Source organism: Anaerophaga thermohalophila str. Valhall (genome assembly GCF_000250735.1).
Taxonomy (GTDB): Bacteria; Bacteroidota; Bacteroidia; order Bacteroidales; family Marinilabiliaceae; genus Anaerophaga; species Anaerophaga thermohalophila_A.
This window is the reverse complement of sequence record NZ_AHZV01000150.1, coordinates 1-14,427: the sequence shown is the minus strand read 5'-3', so window position 1 is coordinate 14,427 and position 14,427 is coordinate 1. Positions and strand designations below refer to the sequence as shown.

General features: G+C 42.3%; 6 protein-coding genes. 3 read left to right on the top strand and 3 right to left on the bottom strand.

The window, feature by feature from the left end; all coding sequences use genetic code 11:
• Positions 1 to 144: 144 nt before the first annotated feature.
• Positions 145 to 2,823, bottom strand: coding sequence for a sensor histidine kinase (locus tag OQ5_RS0108030; RefSeq protein WP_255297444.1), 2,679 nt, complete (start codon positions 2,821 to 2,823; stop codon positions 145 to 147).
• Positions 2,708 to 4,147 carry a ligand-binding sensor domain-containing protein gene (locus OQ5_RS0108025; protein ID WP_026055172.1) on the bottom strand — a complete coding sequence of 480 codons (1,440 nt, stop codon included), beginning with the start codon at positions 4,145 to 4,147 and terminating at the stop codon, positions 2,708 to 2,710. Before OQ5_RS0108025 ends, OQ5_RS0108030 begins: the two co-directional genes overlap by 116 nt.
• 1,053 nt (positions 4,148 to 5,200) lie before the next feature.
• Here OQ5_RS0108025 and OQ5_RS0108020 point away from each other — a divergent pair.
• The 3 genes from OQ5_RS0108020 to OQ5_RS0108005 all read left to right on the top strand — a co-directional run bounded on the left by OQ5_RS0108020 (position 5,201) and on the right by OQ5_RS0108005 (position 13,872).
• Positions 5,201 to 9,202: an MBG domain-containing protein gene (locus OQ5_RS0108020; protein WP_016776991.1), complete on the top strand. Its 4,002-nt coding sequence runs from the start codon at positions 5,201 to 5,203 to the stop codon at positions 9,200 to 9,202.
• Between the two features lie 525 nt (positions 9,203 to 9,727).
• On the top strand, positions 9,728 to 11,422 hold the full coding sequence (locus OQ5_RS0108010; RefSeq protein ID WP_016776989.1) for a sensor histidine kinase: 1,695 nt from the start codon (positions 9,728 to 9,730) through the stop codon (positions 11,420 to 11,422).
• Positions 11,423 to 11,616: 194 nt separating this feature from the next.
• Positions 11,617 to 13,872 (top strand): PAS domain S-box protein, encoded by a 2,256-nt coding sequence (locus tag OQ5_RS0108005; protein WP_016776988.1) that lies wholly within the window; start codon positions 11,617 to 11,619, stop codon positions 13,870 to 13,872.
• 96 nt (positions 13,873 to 13,968) lie between these two features.
• On the opposite strand, the gene OQ5_RS0108000 is transcribed toward OQ5_RS0108005, so the two are convergent.
• Entirely contained in the window at positions 13,969 to 14,223 is a 255-nt protein-coding gene (locus tag OQ5_RS0108000; RefSeq protein ID WP_255297443.1) for a 4a-hydroxytetrahydrobiopterin dehydratase, read from the bottom strand.
• Positions 14,224 to 14,427: the final 204 nt, after the last annotated feature.

The following is a 14,427-nucleotide window of genomic DNA, read 5'->3' as shown; positions in this document are numbered from 1 at the left end:
TTTTAAATTTTTGCATCCTCATTAACAACGAGTTAACTCCGGTACAAAAATTTAAAACGCCTTGATTTTGACAAAAATATGCTTTTTATACCGCACTCATAGCTTTTTATAGCATACTCACGTAATTTTTTAAGCGAATTTTTATCAATCAATATTAATAGCTGGTACAACAAGTCTGATTTCGGTTCCTGACGCCGCGGCGGTTTCATCTGTCAGGTCTCTTATGGTTAAAGAAAAGGGTTGTTTGTATTGCCTGCTAAGTTGTTCAATACGGTTTCGGATGATCTCCATACTCATGGATTTGTGTGACGAACCGGCTTCATTTTTTCTTCTGCACGATTCATTTATTCCCAAACCGTTGTCGCGGATATTGATAAGCCAGCTATTATTTTGTAACGTAAAAGAAACCGTTAGGTTACCTGCATAGTTTAGGCCTGCCAGGCCATGTTCTACCGCATTTTCCACAAAAGGCTGCACCATCATTGTGGGAAGACCTTTCCCGTGATGTGTAATGTCAGGGATTAGGGTAACTGTATAGTTAAACTCATTATTGAATCGTAACCGTTGCAGTTCTAAATAATACCGGATGGACTCCACTTCTGTATTAACCGGTGTAACAGGCATGGCCATGTTGTTGAGATTAAGGCGCATAAGTTTGGCGAATTTGGAAAGGTAGGCGCCTGCCTCAAGGGGATGGTTCTTTAGTATGAAAGCCTGTATGGCAGACAGGGCATTAAACAGAAAGTGCGGATTCATCTGCGAAAGCAATAGTCGCTGACGTAAATTCAGATTGCTTTCAATGATTTGAAGGTGATAAAGCCGGTAACGCCACCAGGAAACAAAAGAAATAACCAGTGTGGCAAGTACCGAAATTATGAACCACCATGCTTGCCAAAAAGGCGGACGTATGGTGAACGGGAACCGGGCCTGAGAAGTTTCACCAAGTTTGTTTACAGCTTTTACTTTAAAGGTATAATCACCCGGGGGAAGCGTTTTATAAGCAATGCTTGATGATTCTGTTGTGGTCCAATCGGGGTCAATCCCTTCCAGCTTATACAGATACCGGTCATGTTCATCGGGATATTCCATATCGGAAAAGAAGAACTCAATGAAATTTTCATTGTGTTTAAGTGTAGGTTTCGAATTAAAAAAGCGCGTGGTTTCATAAGGAGTTCCCATGACATCTACCCGGGTGATTTTCGTGTTTTTCGGTTTTGAGGGAAGGTCGATGATGGCCTCCTGAAACCTGAAAAAGCCTTTTAAGGAGCCAATCAGAATTTCGTTATCCGAGGTCTTTAAAACGGCTCCGGTAAAAGTAATGTTCTGAGTGCTCAGAAGGGGTGTGAGGTCGAACAATGTGCCGTCTGAAAGACGGACGGTAAACAGATGATGTTCCTGAGCAATTAATAATAAGTCGGGGCGTACTTCAAGCAATGAAACGATCTTTCCGTGTGGAAGGTGTTTTGCAAATTCAGGCATTCTGAAGTTCTTTTCTCCGGGAATGAGCATGTTCAGAGAATCTCCGCCTGCAAAAACAAATCCGTCCGAAGTTTCTGCAAAAGCGGATATTTCGTTTCCATATATGCCCTTTCCGGGAAGGAAATGTTCTGTTTTCAGAGTACGCGGGTTTATTTTATTAAGCCCGTTGTTACTGGTTCCTGCCCACACGTTTCCATTAAGGTCTTTGGAAAGGAAAGTCAGCAAATGCGATGAAAGGGCGTCATCGGGCGGATGGTTGTAAAATTTTAAACGGAAAGGATCCTCCTTAATCACTGCCAGTCCCCGCGCGGTTGCCAGAAACAGATTGTCTTCGTAGTAACCAATATCATTGATGGTGACATTGCGTAGGGGTGCAATTTCTTCAAAGGTATTTTCGTCCGGGGAAAACAGATAGAGTCCGTGCAGTGTAGCCAGCCAGAACCGGTTTCCGTATTTTGATTTCAGCGCATCATTAACTGTATTGCTCCGAAACCCGCTGTGAAACGAATTGTCTGTATTGTAATGCGTTAATTTATGAGAGGAGTCAAGAAAAGCTATGCCCTTGTCGAGAACTAAAAGCCATGAATTATCCCGGCCGTTGATTATTTTTTGTACAGGTTGCTCCAGATTATTCATGGCCGGAAGCAGATGCCCCGATTTGAATTTTTTTTCCGTGAGATTATAAATAAATATTCCTTTGTTGGTGGCAAACAGAATGCTGTTTTCCGGCAGAAAGTTGATATCGTTGATTTGCTCCGGTGCAACAGGGATATCTGAGCGGTTCAGGATATTTTGTAGCGATTGAGTCACGGTGTTGTAACATGACAGGCCATTATCTCCTGTAAGATAAATATTTTGGGAGCCGGAGGCAGGGCAGGCCAGGTAAAATGTATTCTTCAGAATGAGTTCAAAGCGGTCGGCCGGATAAGAATATTTAATAACACCTTTGTCTGTCAGGATGAAAGACATTCTGTGTTTTGAAGTAATATCAAAAATTTGGCTGAAATCGGGCAACTCAACCGATTTAATTTGATGTCTTCGATTCAGTCCCTCATGAAGCTTTGAGCGGTATGCCTTGAATGTTTCTGTTTCAGGATTGAAGGAATGGAGAATGTTGCCCCGCAGGTAAACCCACAATAGCGGGTCGGTTGCATCAATCCGTTTTATTTCGTTCGTCACAGGATGTTTTGACGGTCGGAAACAATGCGACAACCATTTTTGGTGTTTATTATCGAAGAGCCTGATACCCTCGGCACCCCAAAACCCGGCCATCAGCGTATCTCCCGGGAGAGCTGCAAAATCGCAATACCAGTCGCTTTTTGAATGATGACGAATCAAGTGCAAAGTGTTCAAAATGTTTTGTGTCAGGATCGAAACGGTTAAAACCCACACCCTGCCAAAGACCTATCCATATTTTGCCGTCATTGTCTTCGAACAGTGCAGAAACCTGGTCGGAGCTGATACTATTTTCTTCTTTGTCCGAAAATTTGAAATGCTCGAACCGGTCATTCTCTTTATGGAAGAGGTTAAGACCTCCGCCGCGTGTTCCGACCCAAATATTTTGCGCTTTATCCTCCAGAAAAGATGAGACATGATTGTTGCTTAAAGAGTGGGGTTCCTTATGCAGATGACGGTAGTGGCGGATCATGTTTTGGGTGGTATTAAGTATGCTGATACCCCTCTCTGTTCCGATCCATAAGTTACCTGCCATATCGAGGGTGATACAGTTTAGGTTGTCGTGAATGATCGAGGAGTTGTCATTGTCAGTTGGGAGAAATTTGGTGATCTCTTTCCTGTCCCGGTCAATTTTTGCCAGCCCCTTACCGGTGGCCACCCATAGGCATCCATGTCGGCATTCGGTCATTTTGTAGGAGGAAGTACTCATTCGTTTGTTGAATACATCATTTTTACGATCGTACTGATACAGACCGTCAAGTCCTCCTACCCAAAAGTCATTATTACTGTCTTCAAAGAAAAACGCAACATCTGCATCTCTTTTTTTGCGTGGATTGCCGGGGTCATTTTCAATTCGGATGATATTCTTTCCCTGTTTTTTGAGCGGTCCCATGTTTCTTCCGCCAATCCAGAGAGTATTTTCCCGGTCTTTGTACAGAGCATGGTAGTCGTAATAGGGTTGTGACGGTTTATCGTGCTGAAAAGTCCCGGTTTGCCAGGTTTCAATATTGAGTTTATGAAGCGTTCCGTCGTATGTTTCGGCCCAGATATGTTTTTCATCTTCGAACTGAAGGGCTCTGACATGGGCGTCGAGCAGGCCCCTGCCGTCTTTAAAAAGCTCCGGAACTTGCCGGAAAGTAAAGGTTTCCGGCTGAAAAATACTGATACCCTCCCAGGTGGCCACAAAAACAGTTTGAGAAGGGGTGATCAGAATATCATTAATGTAATCGTTGGCAAGAGATGCGCTGTCTCCCGGGATGTTGCGGAATATCCTGAACCTTGTTCCATCGAATCGTGCCAGTCCTTCGCGTGTTCCAATCCACATAAACCCCGAGGCATCCTGCCGGATAACCGTTACATTGTTGCCCGGCAGTCCGTCGTCAACAGTCAGGTGGCTGAAACGTGTATAGTGGTCGTAATTTACAGGGAGTAGCTGTGCCACGGAAATTATTGTGACAAACAGAAAAAAAGAAAGCAACGACCATTTTTTCATCAGAATATTTTAAATAGCATCCGTGTCATCCGTGTTCTATATTCGTTTCCAGGGCATAATGGAAATTGCATGCAGGAACTTATACATGTATATATTGTAGTAAACCTATTTTTGAGCCTGGTCTAAAAAGCATCTTTGTTGCCAACCTCTGTGTTGTTTTAAATTTTGCATCCTCATTAACAAATAGTTAACTCCGGTACAAAAATTTAAAACGCTTTGATTTTGAAAAAAATATGCTTTTATACCGCACTCAGCTATGTTCACATTATCTTAAATCATAAATCTAAAAATCTGATAATCTATTTTTTTGGCAATCTTTGCCATGCTTGTTTCATTAACTTTTCCTTTATTTTGATTACAAGTTAATGTTTTTTACGCAGAAAATCATAGAGAAGTTCCTTTTAACCTGATCTGTTTAGTGCGAGTCTATAAACTCGAAAAAAATTTTTACAGTATGTGTGTCTGTTCAGAAAGTGCCAGTTGCAAGGCATGCGAAGCCGCCAAAAACGGAGTTTACTTTTCGTAAATGAGTATTTTGGCGGCAAGCGTAACACAGTAAATGGCACTTTATGGACAGGCACTATTCATATACAATAGACAGGTAGATTTTTAGATAAAAGATGTAAGATGATTTGTACAAGCTTGATATACTGTATTTTTTGTTTCACAGAGTAAAGAATAGTCGTTTCAGACAACCTCGATCCCGGCACATGGTTTCGGATATATTTTTTTGATGATTGACTGGCTCAAGTTATTGCTAATCCTTAACCTCAACCTTAACCTTAACCTCAACCTCAACCTTAACCTCAACCTTAACCTCAACCTTAACCTCAACCTCAGTCTCAACCTCTTTAATTCTGTGTTATCTGTGGTGGATTTTGGAAAACCGAAAGCGAATTCCGTCCGAATCCTTTCAAATTCTAATCCAATCCCGTCAAATCCCATAAAAAGTCAACTGTCAATAAATGCCTGGCGTATAAACAGCTAAATATGTCTGTGACCTGATTTATGAATGGGATCAGGATAATTGAATAATTTAAAACCCGGTTTGCTATGAAAAATTTTTTACTCTTTATTCTTGCATTATTTCTGGTGCATTATGCTTCGGCACAAACGCGAAGTGTGCCCATGACGGCCGATAATTTTAGTGTGGTCTACTCAGGCCCGGTGACTGAAGAAGTGGATGGTCTGAGGATACCGACTGTCGGCAATAGAAACGGTAATCTTATTTTCCTGAAAGATGCCTTTAATGCTGTTGGTAATGCCATTAAATTTAAATGGTATATAACGAATGATGGTAGTTATATAAGAGGAGGGTTTAAACTGGCTCAAACTGTTGTTTCGACAAATGATATCAGTCTTTTGCGGGGAAGTCATTTAAATCAATGGCTTTATACAACCATTACTGTTGGTGCAGATTATAATTTTTCGGTGGTGACTTGTTCCGGTGATTACAACGGAACCGTGGTAGATTCTAATTCGGGAACGGTTACCGACCCCACCGAACAAGCTGTGTTGGAAAACACAACATTAAAGTTTTATTTTTGGGATACTCAGGATGCTACAGCCAGCTTAAAGATAGGAGAATTAATAATTCCCGATCATAGTCCTAAACTGATGTGTGAAGTAAGTAATGTCGATTTTGAGGATCAAACGATACCTTCTGATGTGATTGTTTCAGGAAGTACAGGTAATATAGCAGCTGATGGTGCTAATTCGTCATATTCATTGTACATGGATGGCAGTCCGGGAGAATATATTGAATTTCAGGTTGCTGATCCGGACGTTGACATGCTGACGTTTAATGTAAAAATTAATCATTCAGAGTCATATAGAATCAGAGCTTTGGTCGGGGGTGTAATCCGGTTTGATGTTGGTGTTTATTATGCCGGATCAACATCTTATGCTGAAGAGTGGTGTGAAGTAGCTGTTCCTGTTGTTGGTGGAACTGATGTAAGACTGAATTTTGATGATTATAGCAACCAGGATATTTACATCGACAACATCCGGCAATATGTTCTGAATGCTCAGCCTGCCGGTCTTACCCTTGATAACAATACGGTTGATGAAAATTCACTGTCCGGCACCGTGGTTGGTGCTTTTTCGGCCACTGATGCTGATTCCGATCCCCTGATATTCAGTCTGACTGAAAATGCAGCAACGGATAATGATCTTTTTGTCATTAATGGTACCAGTCTGCAAGCAGTTTCTGTATTCGATTATGAGACAGCAAATCAGTATCAGATAGAAGTGGAGGTTTCTGATGGCATCAGCGAACCCGTTTTGGAGACTTTTATCATTGCCATCAACGATGTCAATGAAGCTCCGGTGATTCCTGCCGGTCAAACGCTGAGTGTTCAGGAAGAATCAGCAGCTTCAACGGTGGTTGGTTCGGTGACTGTTACGGATGAAGATGCCGGTGATGATGCTCCTGTTTTCTCCATCCAAGGTGGCAACGAAGAAGGATTCTTTGCCCTTGATGCGGCAACCGGAGAGCTAACTCTTGTGCAGGCCGGACTGAACCGCTACGACTATGAAAGCTTGTCTTTGCTGGTTCGTGCCACCGATCAGAATGATACACAACTTTACAGCGAAGAAACGGTGGTGGTAAAGGTTGATGAAATTCCATTTTCAGGAGGTGCAGGTACAGAAGCATATCCTTTCCAAATAAAAACCCCTAAAGATTTGGATGAGATCAGAAATTATCTGGGTAGCTCGCATGCGGATAAGTATTTTGCTCTGGTTAATGATATCGATCTGCAGGTGTATTTGTCGGAAGGGAATCCGGGGTATAACGAAGGGGCGTTTTGGGATCCTGTCGGGGGTGTTTATGATACTTCTTTTCGGGGTAAACTGGAAGGGAATGGCTATACGATTTCAAATTTGAGAATTTCCAGAGCCGGTGAGAATTATGTGGGATTGTTTGGGATCATTTATTTTTCGACCATTTCCGATTTGATAATTCACATTTCAGAGGGTGGAAGTGTTGAAGGAAATCAATTGGTAGGAGGACTGGCAGGACATGCAGAAAGCTCTCAGATAAATGATGTTCATGTTTATGGGACGATTCAGGGAAATTCTTCTTATGTTGGAGGAATATGCGGTCGGTCATATTCTAGTACTTTTCTGAATAATACAGCGAGCGTGGTTGTTTCATCCTCCGGAGATAATATTGGTGGATTGATCGGTTACAGTTTGAGTAATTTTGAAAATTGTAGTGTGGTTGGTTCAATAAGCGGAACAAACAATGTAGGGGGGATGGTTGGGTATAATGACAATAACCCCATGATAGGATTGGGCAGTTTAACTCAATGCTATGCTAATGTTTCCATGAATGCAGTTAATGGAAATGCAGGAGGATTGGCTGGTTATAATCTTGGAACTATATCTGATTCTTACGGCAGAGGTTCGATAACCGCTCCATTAAATGCAGGTGGAGTTGTTGGACAGAACATCTACGGCGAGGTTGATATGGGAGGCTTAATGGAAACAGTTACCGGCACCATCACCAACTGCTACTCGGCAACTCTGGTTAACGGTTCCGATGCCACCATCGGTGGTTTTGCAGGAGTAAATGAGGGTAGTATTACCACTTCTTACTGGGACATCAACACCAGCGGGCAGGAGAATTCTGCCGGAGGAACCGGATTGAACGGCATAGCTATGCGTGAGGCTGCCTCTTTCACGGACTGGGACTTTACCAACATCTGGGGCATTGATGCTCTGGAGGAATATGTCTCTTATCCTTATCTGATCAATAATGAGGAAACACCACATCCCGGGGCTATTGGTAAGGTTACAGTCACCTCCTGGCCGGTGACATCAGATATTGTTTACGGACAGACGGTAGGAGAATCCGTTCTTTCGGGGGGTGAAGCCACTCATGAGGGCAGTCCGGTTGAAGGTACATTTTATTTTTTGAACGGTGATAATGCTCCTGTTCCCGGAAATTATGAAGAAGCTGTGGCATTTTTGCCTGATGATGATAACAGTTATCTGCCTGTTTTAGACGGAAGTACCATGCTTAATGTTAATCCGAAGCCAGTTTCGGTTATCAATGCTGTTGCTGAAGACAAGGTTTATGACGGTACTACGACAGCGGTAGTTTCCGGTGCTGAACTGGAACCCGGTGCAGTTGAAGGAAGCGACGAGGTAATGCTCAGTAATCATAACACCGGAATTTTTGTCCAGGCTTCTGCTGGTGATGGCCTTCCTGTGATTTCCGAAATGATACTTTCCGGTGCCGATGCAGGCAATTATGAAATCGACGCGCAGCCTTCACTTACGGCCTCCATTACCAAAGCAGCGTTGACTGCAACAGTCGACAACAAAGAGCGGTTGTATGGAGAAGCTAATCCCGAACTGACGGTTAGTTATACCGGCTTTGTGAATGGCGAAGATGCTTCTGTTCTTTCTGTCCTACCCGATGTTTCCACTGTGGCTACTGCGAATAGCAACGTTGGTGATTATGTGATAACCGGTGGAGATGGATTTGATGAAAATTACAACTTCAGTTACGTGGACGGAGTGCTGTCGGTAAATCCCGCACCACTAACAGTTAAAGCGAAAGATGCCACGCGCATGGAAGGAGAGCCCAATCCTGAATTTGAACTGGAATATACAGGGTTTGTCAATGGTGAAGACCAAAGTGTAATTGACTTCCTGCCGGTAGCCACATGCGATGCCGATGAGTTTTCGGAGCCCGGAGATTATTCCATTAATGTTTCAGGAGGAGATGACGGGAATTATTATTTCATCTATGACAATAGCGGAATACTAACGGTGACTGTTGCAACGCATGCTTTGCAACAGAAAGATGTATCAGCCTCGGTTTACCCGGTTCCGGCCGATGAATTTGTTTTTGTCGAATGTGACGGAGCTTCCGTTAAAAATATTCAACTCCTTAATATGACAGGAACTGTTGAAGATTGTTCAGTCCGAAAAGTATCCGACGATTTATTCAAAATTGACATCCAGAAGATGAAAAGCGGGATTTATTTCCTTATGATCTCGCAGGAGCAGAATACCATTGTTAAAAAAATTATTGTGAAATAACTTTTAAGCTGGTTTTATCTTGTTTAAAAAGAGGTATCCAAAACGTTGGATGCCTCTTTTTTTAAAACCTCAAAACCGAATTATCGTACAATATTATGAGCCCGGTCAAAAAAGCATCTTTGTTGCCAGACTCTGTGTTGTTTTAAATTTTTGCATCCTCATTAACAGCGAGTTAACTCCGGCACAAAAATTTAAAACGCCTTGATTTTGACAAAAATATGCTTTTTATACCGCACTCATTTATATTATAGTGCAATACTCCGTTGAACTTTTGCAGATGCCTGATGATATATTGTATATACAGTCAATGACGCAAACCACAACTCTCTCATAATAATTTTGCATCATTGCGTCTCTGCGTTTAGGCTTTTTTAACCTGACTATTGATATTGAAAATCTCGCATCAATTGGTTAGATTTATGTTAATATTTCTGGGGGGAGTAATCTCGAGGACAGCAAAGAGATTGGTAAAAGGAAATTTACAATAGTGTGTTTATTGATAGAAAATCTAACGATCTGTTGTATATGCTGAAGTTTTTCAGAAAAATAACATACGATCACGAGTGGTTGATGGCCGTTCGGATTTCGGGAATGTTTCTGGTGTTGGGATGCTTGTGGATACTTTTCAGCGATCGTTTGGTGTTTTCTCTTTTTGATGATCTGCAAATGCAAGTCCGGCTTCAGCTTTGGAAAGGGTGGTTTTTTGTGGTCGTGGTGGCTGTTATGCTGCTTTTTATGATTAAAAGATATCTTTCGCGCAACAGCAGGTTGTCCAATTCGTTGGCGCTCAGCGAAGAACGTTTTAAAAGCATTATCGAGAAATCGGTTTCAGGAATTTGTATTACTGATGAAAATGGTGTGTTTGAATACGTGAACCCGGCTTATCAGAAAATATACGGGTACCCGGCCAGGGAACTAATTGGTAAAAAAATCACGAAACTATTAAAGCCTGAGTTGCACGAAACGGCAATCAGAAGTCACAGGGATTTATTTCACAACAAGTCAGGAGGTCGTGGTTTATGGGACGTCATCGACAGCAGGGGTACCCCGAAAAAAGTTATGGTCGATTCTTTTCCCGTAATCTGGATCAACGGCGAAAAGCGGATGGTAACCTTTGTCAGCGATGTTACCCGACAGGTGAGAGCAGAAGAAGAGCTTAAAAACAATGAAGCGCGTTACAGGTCTATGATGGAAGCGCTTGACGTACCTCTTTTTATTACCGAGAACGATTGCCGTATCATATTTGCCAATAAAGCTTTCAGGGAGGATTTCGGTGAAATTGATGATGAAACATTTTGCTATCGGCGCATAAGGGGTCAATACAGCCATTGTTTGTGGTGTAAGGATATTCATGAACTGAAACCGGGCGAAAGATATGTTGAGGATTTTAAAAGTGAAGTTAACGACCGGATTTATCAAACTACAATGGTGCCCGTTGAATTCAACCCGGGTGAGCTTCAGAAAATGGTCGTCTTGCGTGATCTTACCGATATTCTCAGCGCTAAAGAACGGGCAGAAGAGAGTGATCGCCTGAAAACCGCCTTCCTGGCAAATATGAGCCACGAGGTCAGGACACCCCTGAATGCCATTCTCGGCTTTTCCAGCATTTTGAATGATGATACTTTGCCATCAGAAGAGCGAACCCGTTTTATCGATCTTATTCATCAGAGCGGAATTCAACTGCTAAATATTATTGATGATATTGTGGATGTGGCAAGAATAGAGCAGGGTAATTTGCGGATTTCTATTGCCCCTGTTGAGTTACAGCCACTTTTGAGCGAGGTTATGGACATTATGAAACTGGAGCTTGTCGATGGCACCAAACCCGACCTGACACTTGAAATGGTTAATCATCTTCCCCCCGGATTTCATATAAATGCCGATTCACTGCGTCTTAAGCAGGTCTTAATGAATTTAATTGGGAATGCCATAAAATTTACAAAAAAGGGAAAGGTTATACTGGAAGTATTCAGGGATGGTAAAGATATTGTCTTTAATGTTGAGGATACTGGGATGGGTATTCCTCAGGAAAAGATGGACATCATATTCGAGCGGTTCAGACAGGTGGATGAATCTTCAACCAGGGTTGCCGGAGGCAATGGGCTGGGACTGTTCATCAGCAAAAATCTGGTGGAACAGATGGGAGGCAAAATTAAAGTTGCTTCTTCGTACGGTAAGGGGAGTACTTTTTCGGTGATTTTAAAAGGTACCTTAAAGTAACCGACAGGCAGAAGTGGTAAATTTCGCAGAGAAGAATTTTGCCTTTAGTACCGAAAACGACAAAGAGTGTGGCAACAAAGATGCTTTTTAGACCGCACTCAGGGATATCTCAAATTATTAGAAAAGGGAAACAATTTACGTATTGTTTTCGTAGGCAGCCAAATAGAGAATTTTTCTTCACAAGGGTTAAATTAATGTACAGCACTTCAAAAATATTGTTGCTCAACAACAAGCCTGAGCTTGCCAGGGATTTGCAAACTTTTCTCACGGGAAAGTTCGGTGCTACCGAATGTTTGCATCAAAGCCGGGATGCGATACCACTATTGGCTAATGGTGAGTACGATCTACTGGTGCTTTCCAATCATCTGAACGACATGGAGGGGATTGAATTTGTCCGGCTCCTCAGAAAACGGGGCATTAGTGTTCCGTTTGTTATGCTTGCCGGAGACGGGGACGTGCTTCAGGCAGTGGAGGCAATGAAAGAAGGAGCTGTAGAATTCATACAGTGGTCCGATAACCGCGAGGCTTTTTATCCTTATCTGGAAGAGGTTTTTAAGAGAGCGATTCATAAAAGTACTTTTGAGAAATTCTTTACCGAAGGCGAACTTATTTATAAAACACTGTTTGACAACCTCAGGGATGCGGTTTTTCTACACCTCATCGATGAAGAGACCCGAATTCCGAGTACATTTGTGGAAGTTAACCCCGTTGCCTGCCGCAGGCTGGGATACTCGCGCGAAGAATTGTCAACAATGACACCGGCCGATATCGATGTTCCCGGAGCTGTTGACATAGAAAAAGTTGTTGATGCCTTGTTTGCCAACGGGTCCACTATTTTTAAAACCGCTCACAAGACCAAAGACGGGAAAGAAATTCCCGTTGAGGTTAATGCCAAACTTTTCGATCTGAAAGGAAATAAGGTTGTTTTATCGGTTGCCCGGAATATTACCGATCAGCAGAAAATGCTGGACGATCTTAAAAACAGCGAGCTTCGTTTCCGCTCAATAATTGATAAATGTATTGTGGGAATTTGTATTCTTAACGAAAAGGGTGTTTATGAATATGTGAACGATGCATATTGCAAAATTTACGGTTATGCACCTCATGAAATGATTGGTCGTCAATTTACTATGGTAGCACCCGAAAAAAGTAAAAAGATTCTGATTAATCGACACAATGAGTTTTTCAGAACCGGGAAAATAGAAAAAAAAGAATGGACAGCGATCGCTAAAAACGGGAATGAAAGGTTTGTGATTACCGATTCTACATTAATTACCGATGTTGATGGAAACTTTAAAAGAGTAACATTTGTCGAAGATGTCACGGAAGAAAGATTGGCCAAGCAGGCGCTCGAAATGAGTGAACTCAGGTATCGTACCATGATGGAGAATCTTCAGGATCCCATTTTCATAAGTGATGAAAACTTTAACATCAGGTTTGTTAATAAAGCATTCAAAAAAAGGTTTGGCGACACAACGAGGCATAGCAAATGCTACAGGAAGGTGTTTGGAGAGAGCGGCCCCTGCCCGTGGTGCATGGTGGCGATCCAAAATATGTCAAGGTTCAGAAAACGACTCGAAAAGACAATAAACAAACGGGTTTATCAAATAACAACAGTGCCGATTCAGTTTGAGGGTGATTACCAGGCTAAGATGACCATACTCCGCGATGTTACAAAGGTTGTAAAAGCCCGGAAAAGAGCAGAGGAAAGCGATAAGCTGAAATCGGCTTTCCTGGCCAATATCAGCCACGAAATACGTACTCCGCTTAATGCCGTGTTGGGTTTCTCGAACTTGCTGAAGGATGAAGATCTGACCCGTGACGAAATGAAAATGTACATAGACATGATCAATGAGAGTGGTTCTCATCTTTTGCATGTCATGGACGATATTATCGAATTTTCATTCATCGATTCAGGATTGGTTCAGGTCAAACCGCTCCGGATAAAAACAGACCGCCTGCTTGATTATTTGTACAAGGAAACGACACGGCTGCAAAAGAAAATGAATAAGGCTCATCTTCAGGTTAACTTTGTAAATCATTTGCCCGAAGATGTCAGGTTTGTCAATGATGAAACCCGTGTCAGACAGGTTTTACAGAACTTACTCTCCAATGCAGTTAAGTTTACGGAAAAGGGAGAAATTTCTCTTCGCGTTTATCACGATGAAAATAAATGGGTGGTTTTCTCAGTTAAAGACACTGGCATAGGAATTCCCAAAAAACTTCACGATGTCATTTTCAGGCGCTTTCGCCAGGCCGACGAAGGTCAAACCCGAATGTTTGGCGGTAACGGCCTTGGCCTTGCCCTCTCAAAGCATCTGGCCGAAATGATGGGTGGCCATATAAAAGTTGACTCTGAGCCGGGAAAAGGTTCTGAATTCAGGTTGTACGTTCCCGAGAAGTTTGATGAGTCCCTGGCCCGTGCCCTGTCAGTAGAATATGTGAGATAATTTTTTCGTGGAGGAATAACTTCTCTATGCTCCCTTCTACCATCCAACCTTTCTGCCTTTACTCCATGCCCTTTGCCCAATGCTACTCCCAGGCGGTTAGTTTAATCGCGAAATCTCACTGATTTTTTCTGCCAGTTCCACATCACGCTCCGTGATTTCACCCACGTCATGCGACAGTAGCTTAATTTTTACTTTTTTGTAAGCAAAGATTTCAATGTCCGGATGATGGTCGGCCTCTTCGGCGATGGGGACAATTTTGTTAACAAAATTAACAGCGTCAACAAAATTACTCAGCGTGAATGTGCGCGTCAGCTTGTTGTTTTCTATTATCCAGTTTTCCGGTGTTTTCATGGCCATTTGTTTTTATTGGTTTTAAGGTGGACAAATACAAAGTGGTGTTTGTTCACTTCCTCACTTTCCCAGCCAGTTGCAAGGCTTGCGAAGCCGCCAAAAACGGAGTTTACTTTTCGTAAATGAGTGTTTTGGCGGCAAGAGTAAAACAGCAAATGGTATTTTACAATACTCCGTTAAACTTTTTTAGATGTCTGGTAAGGT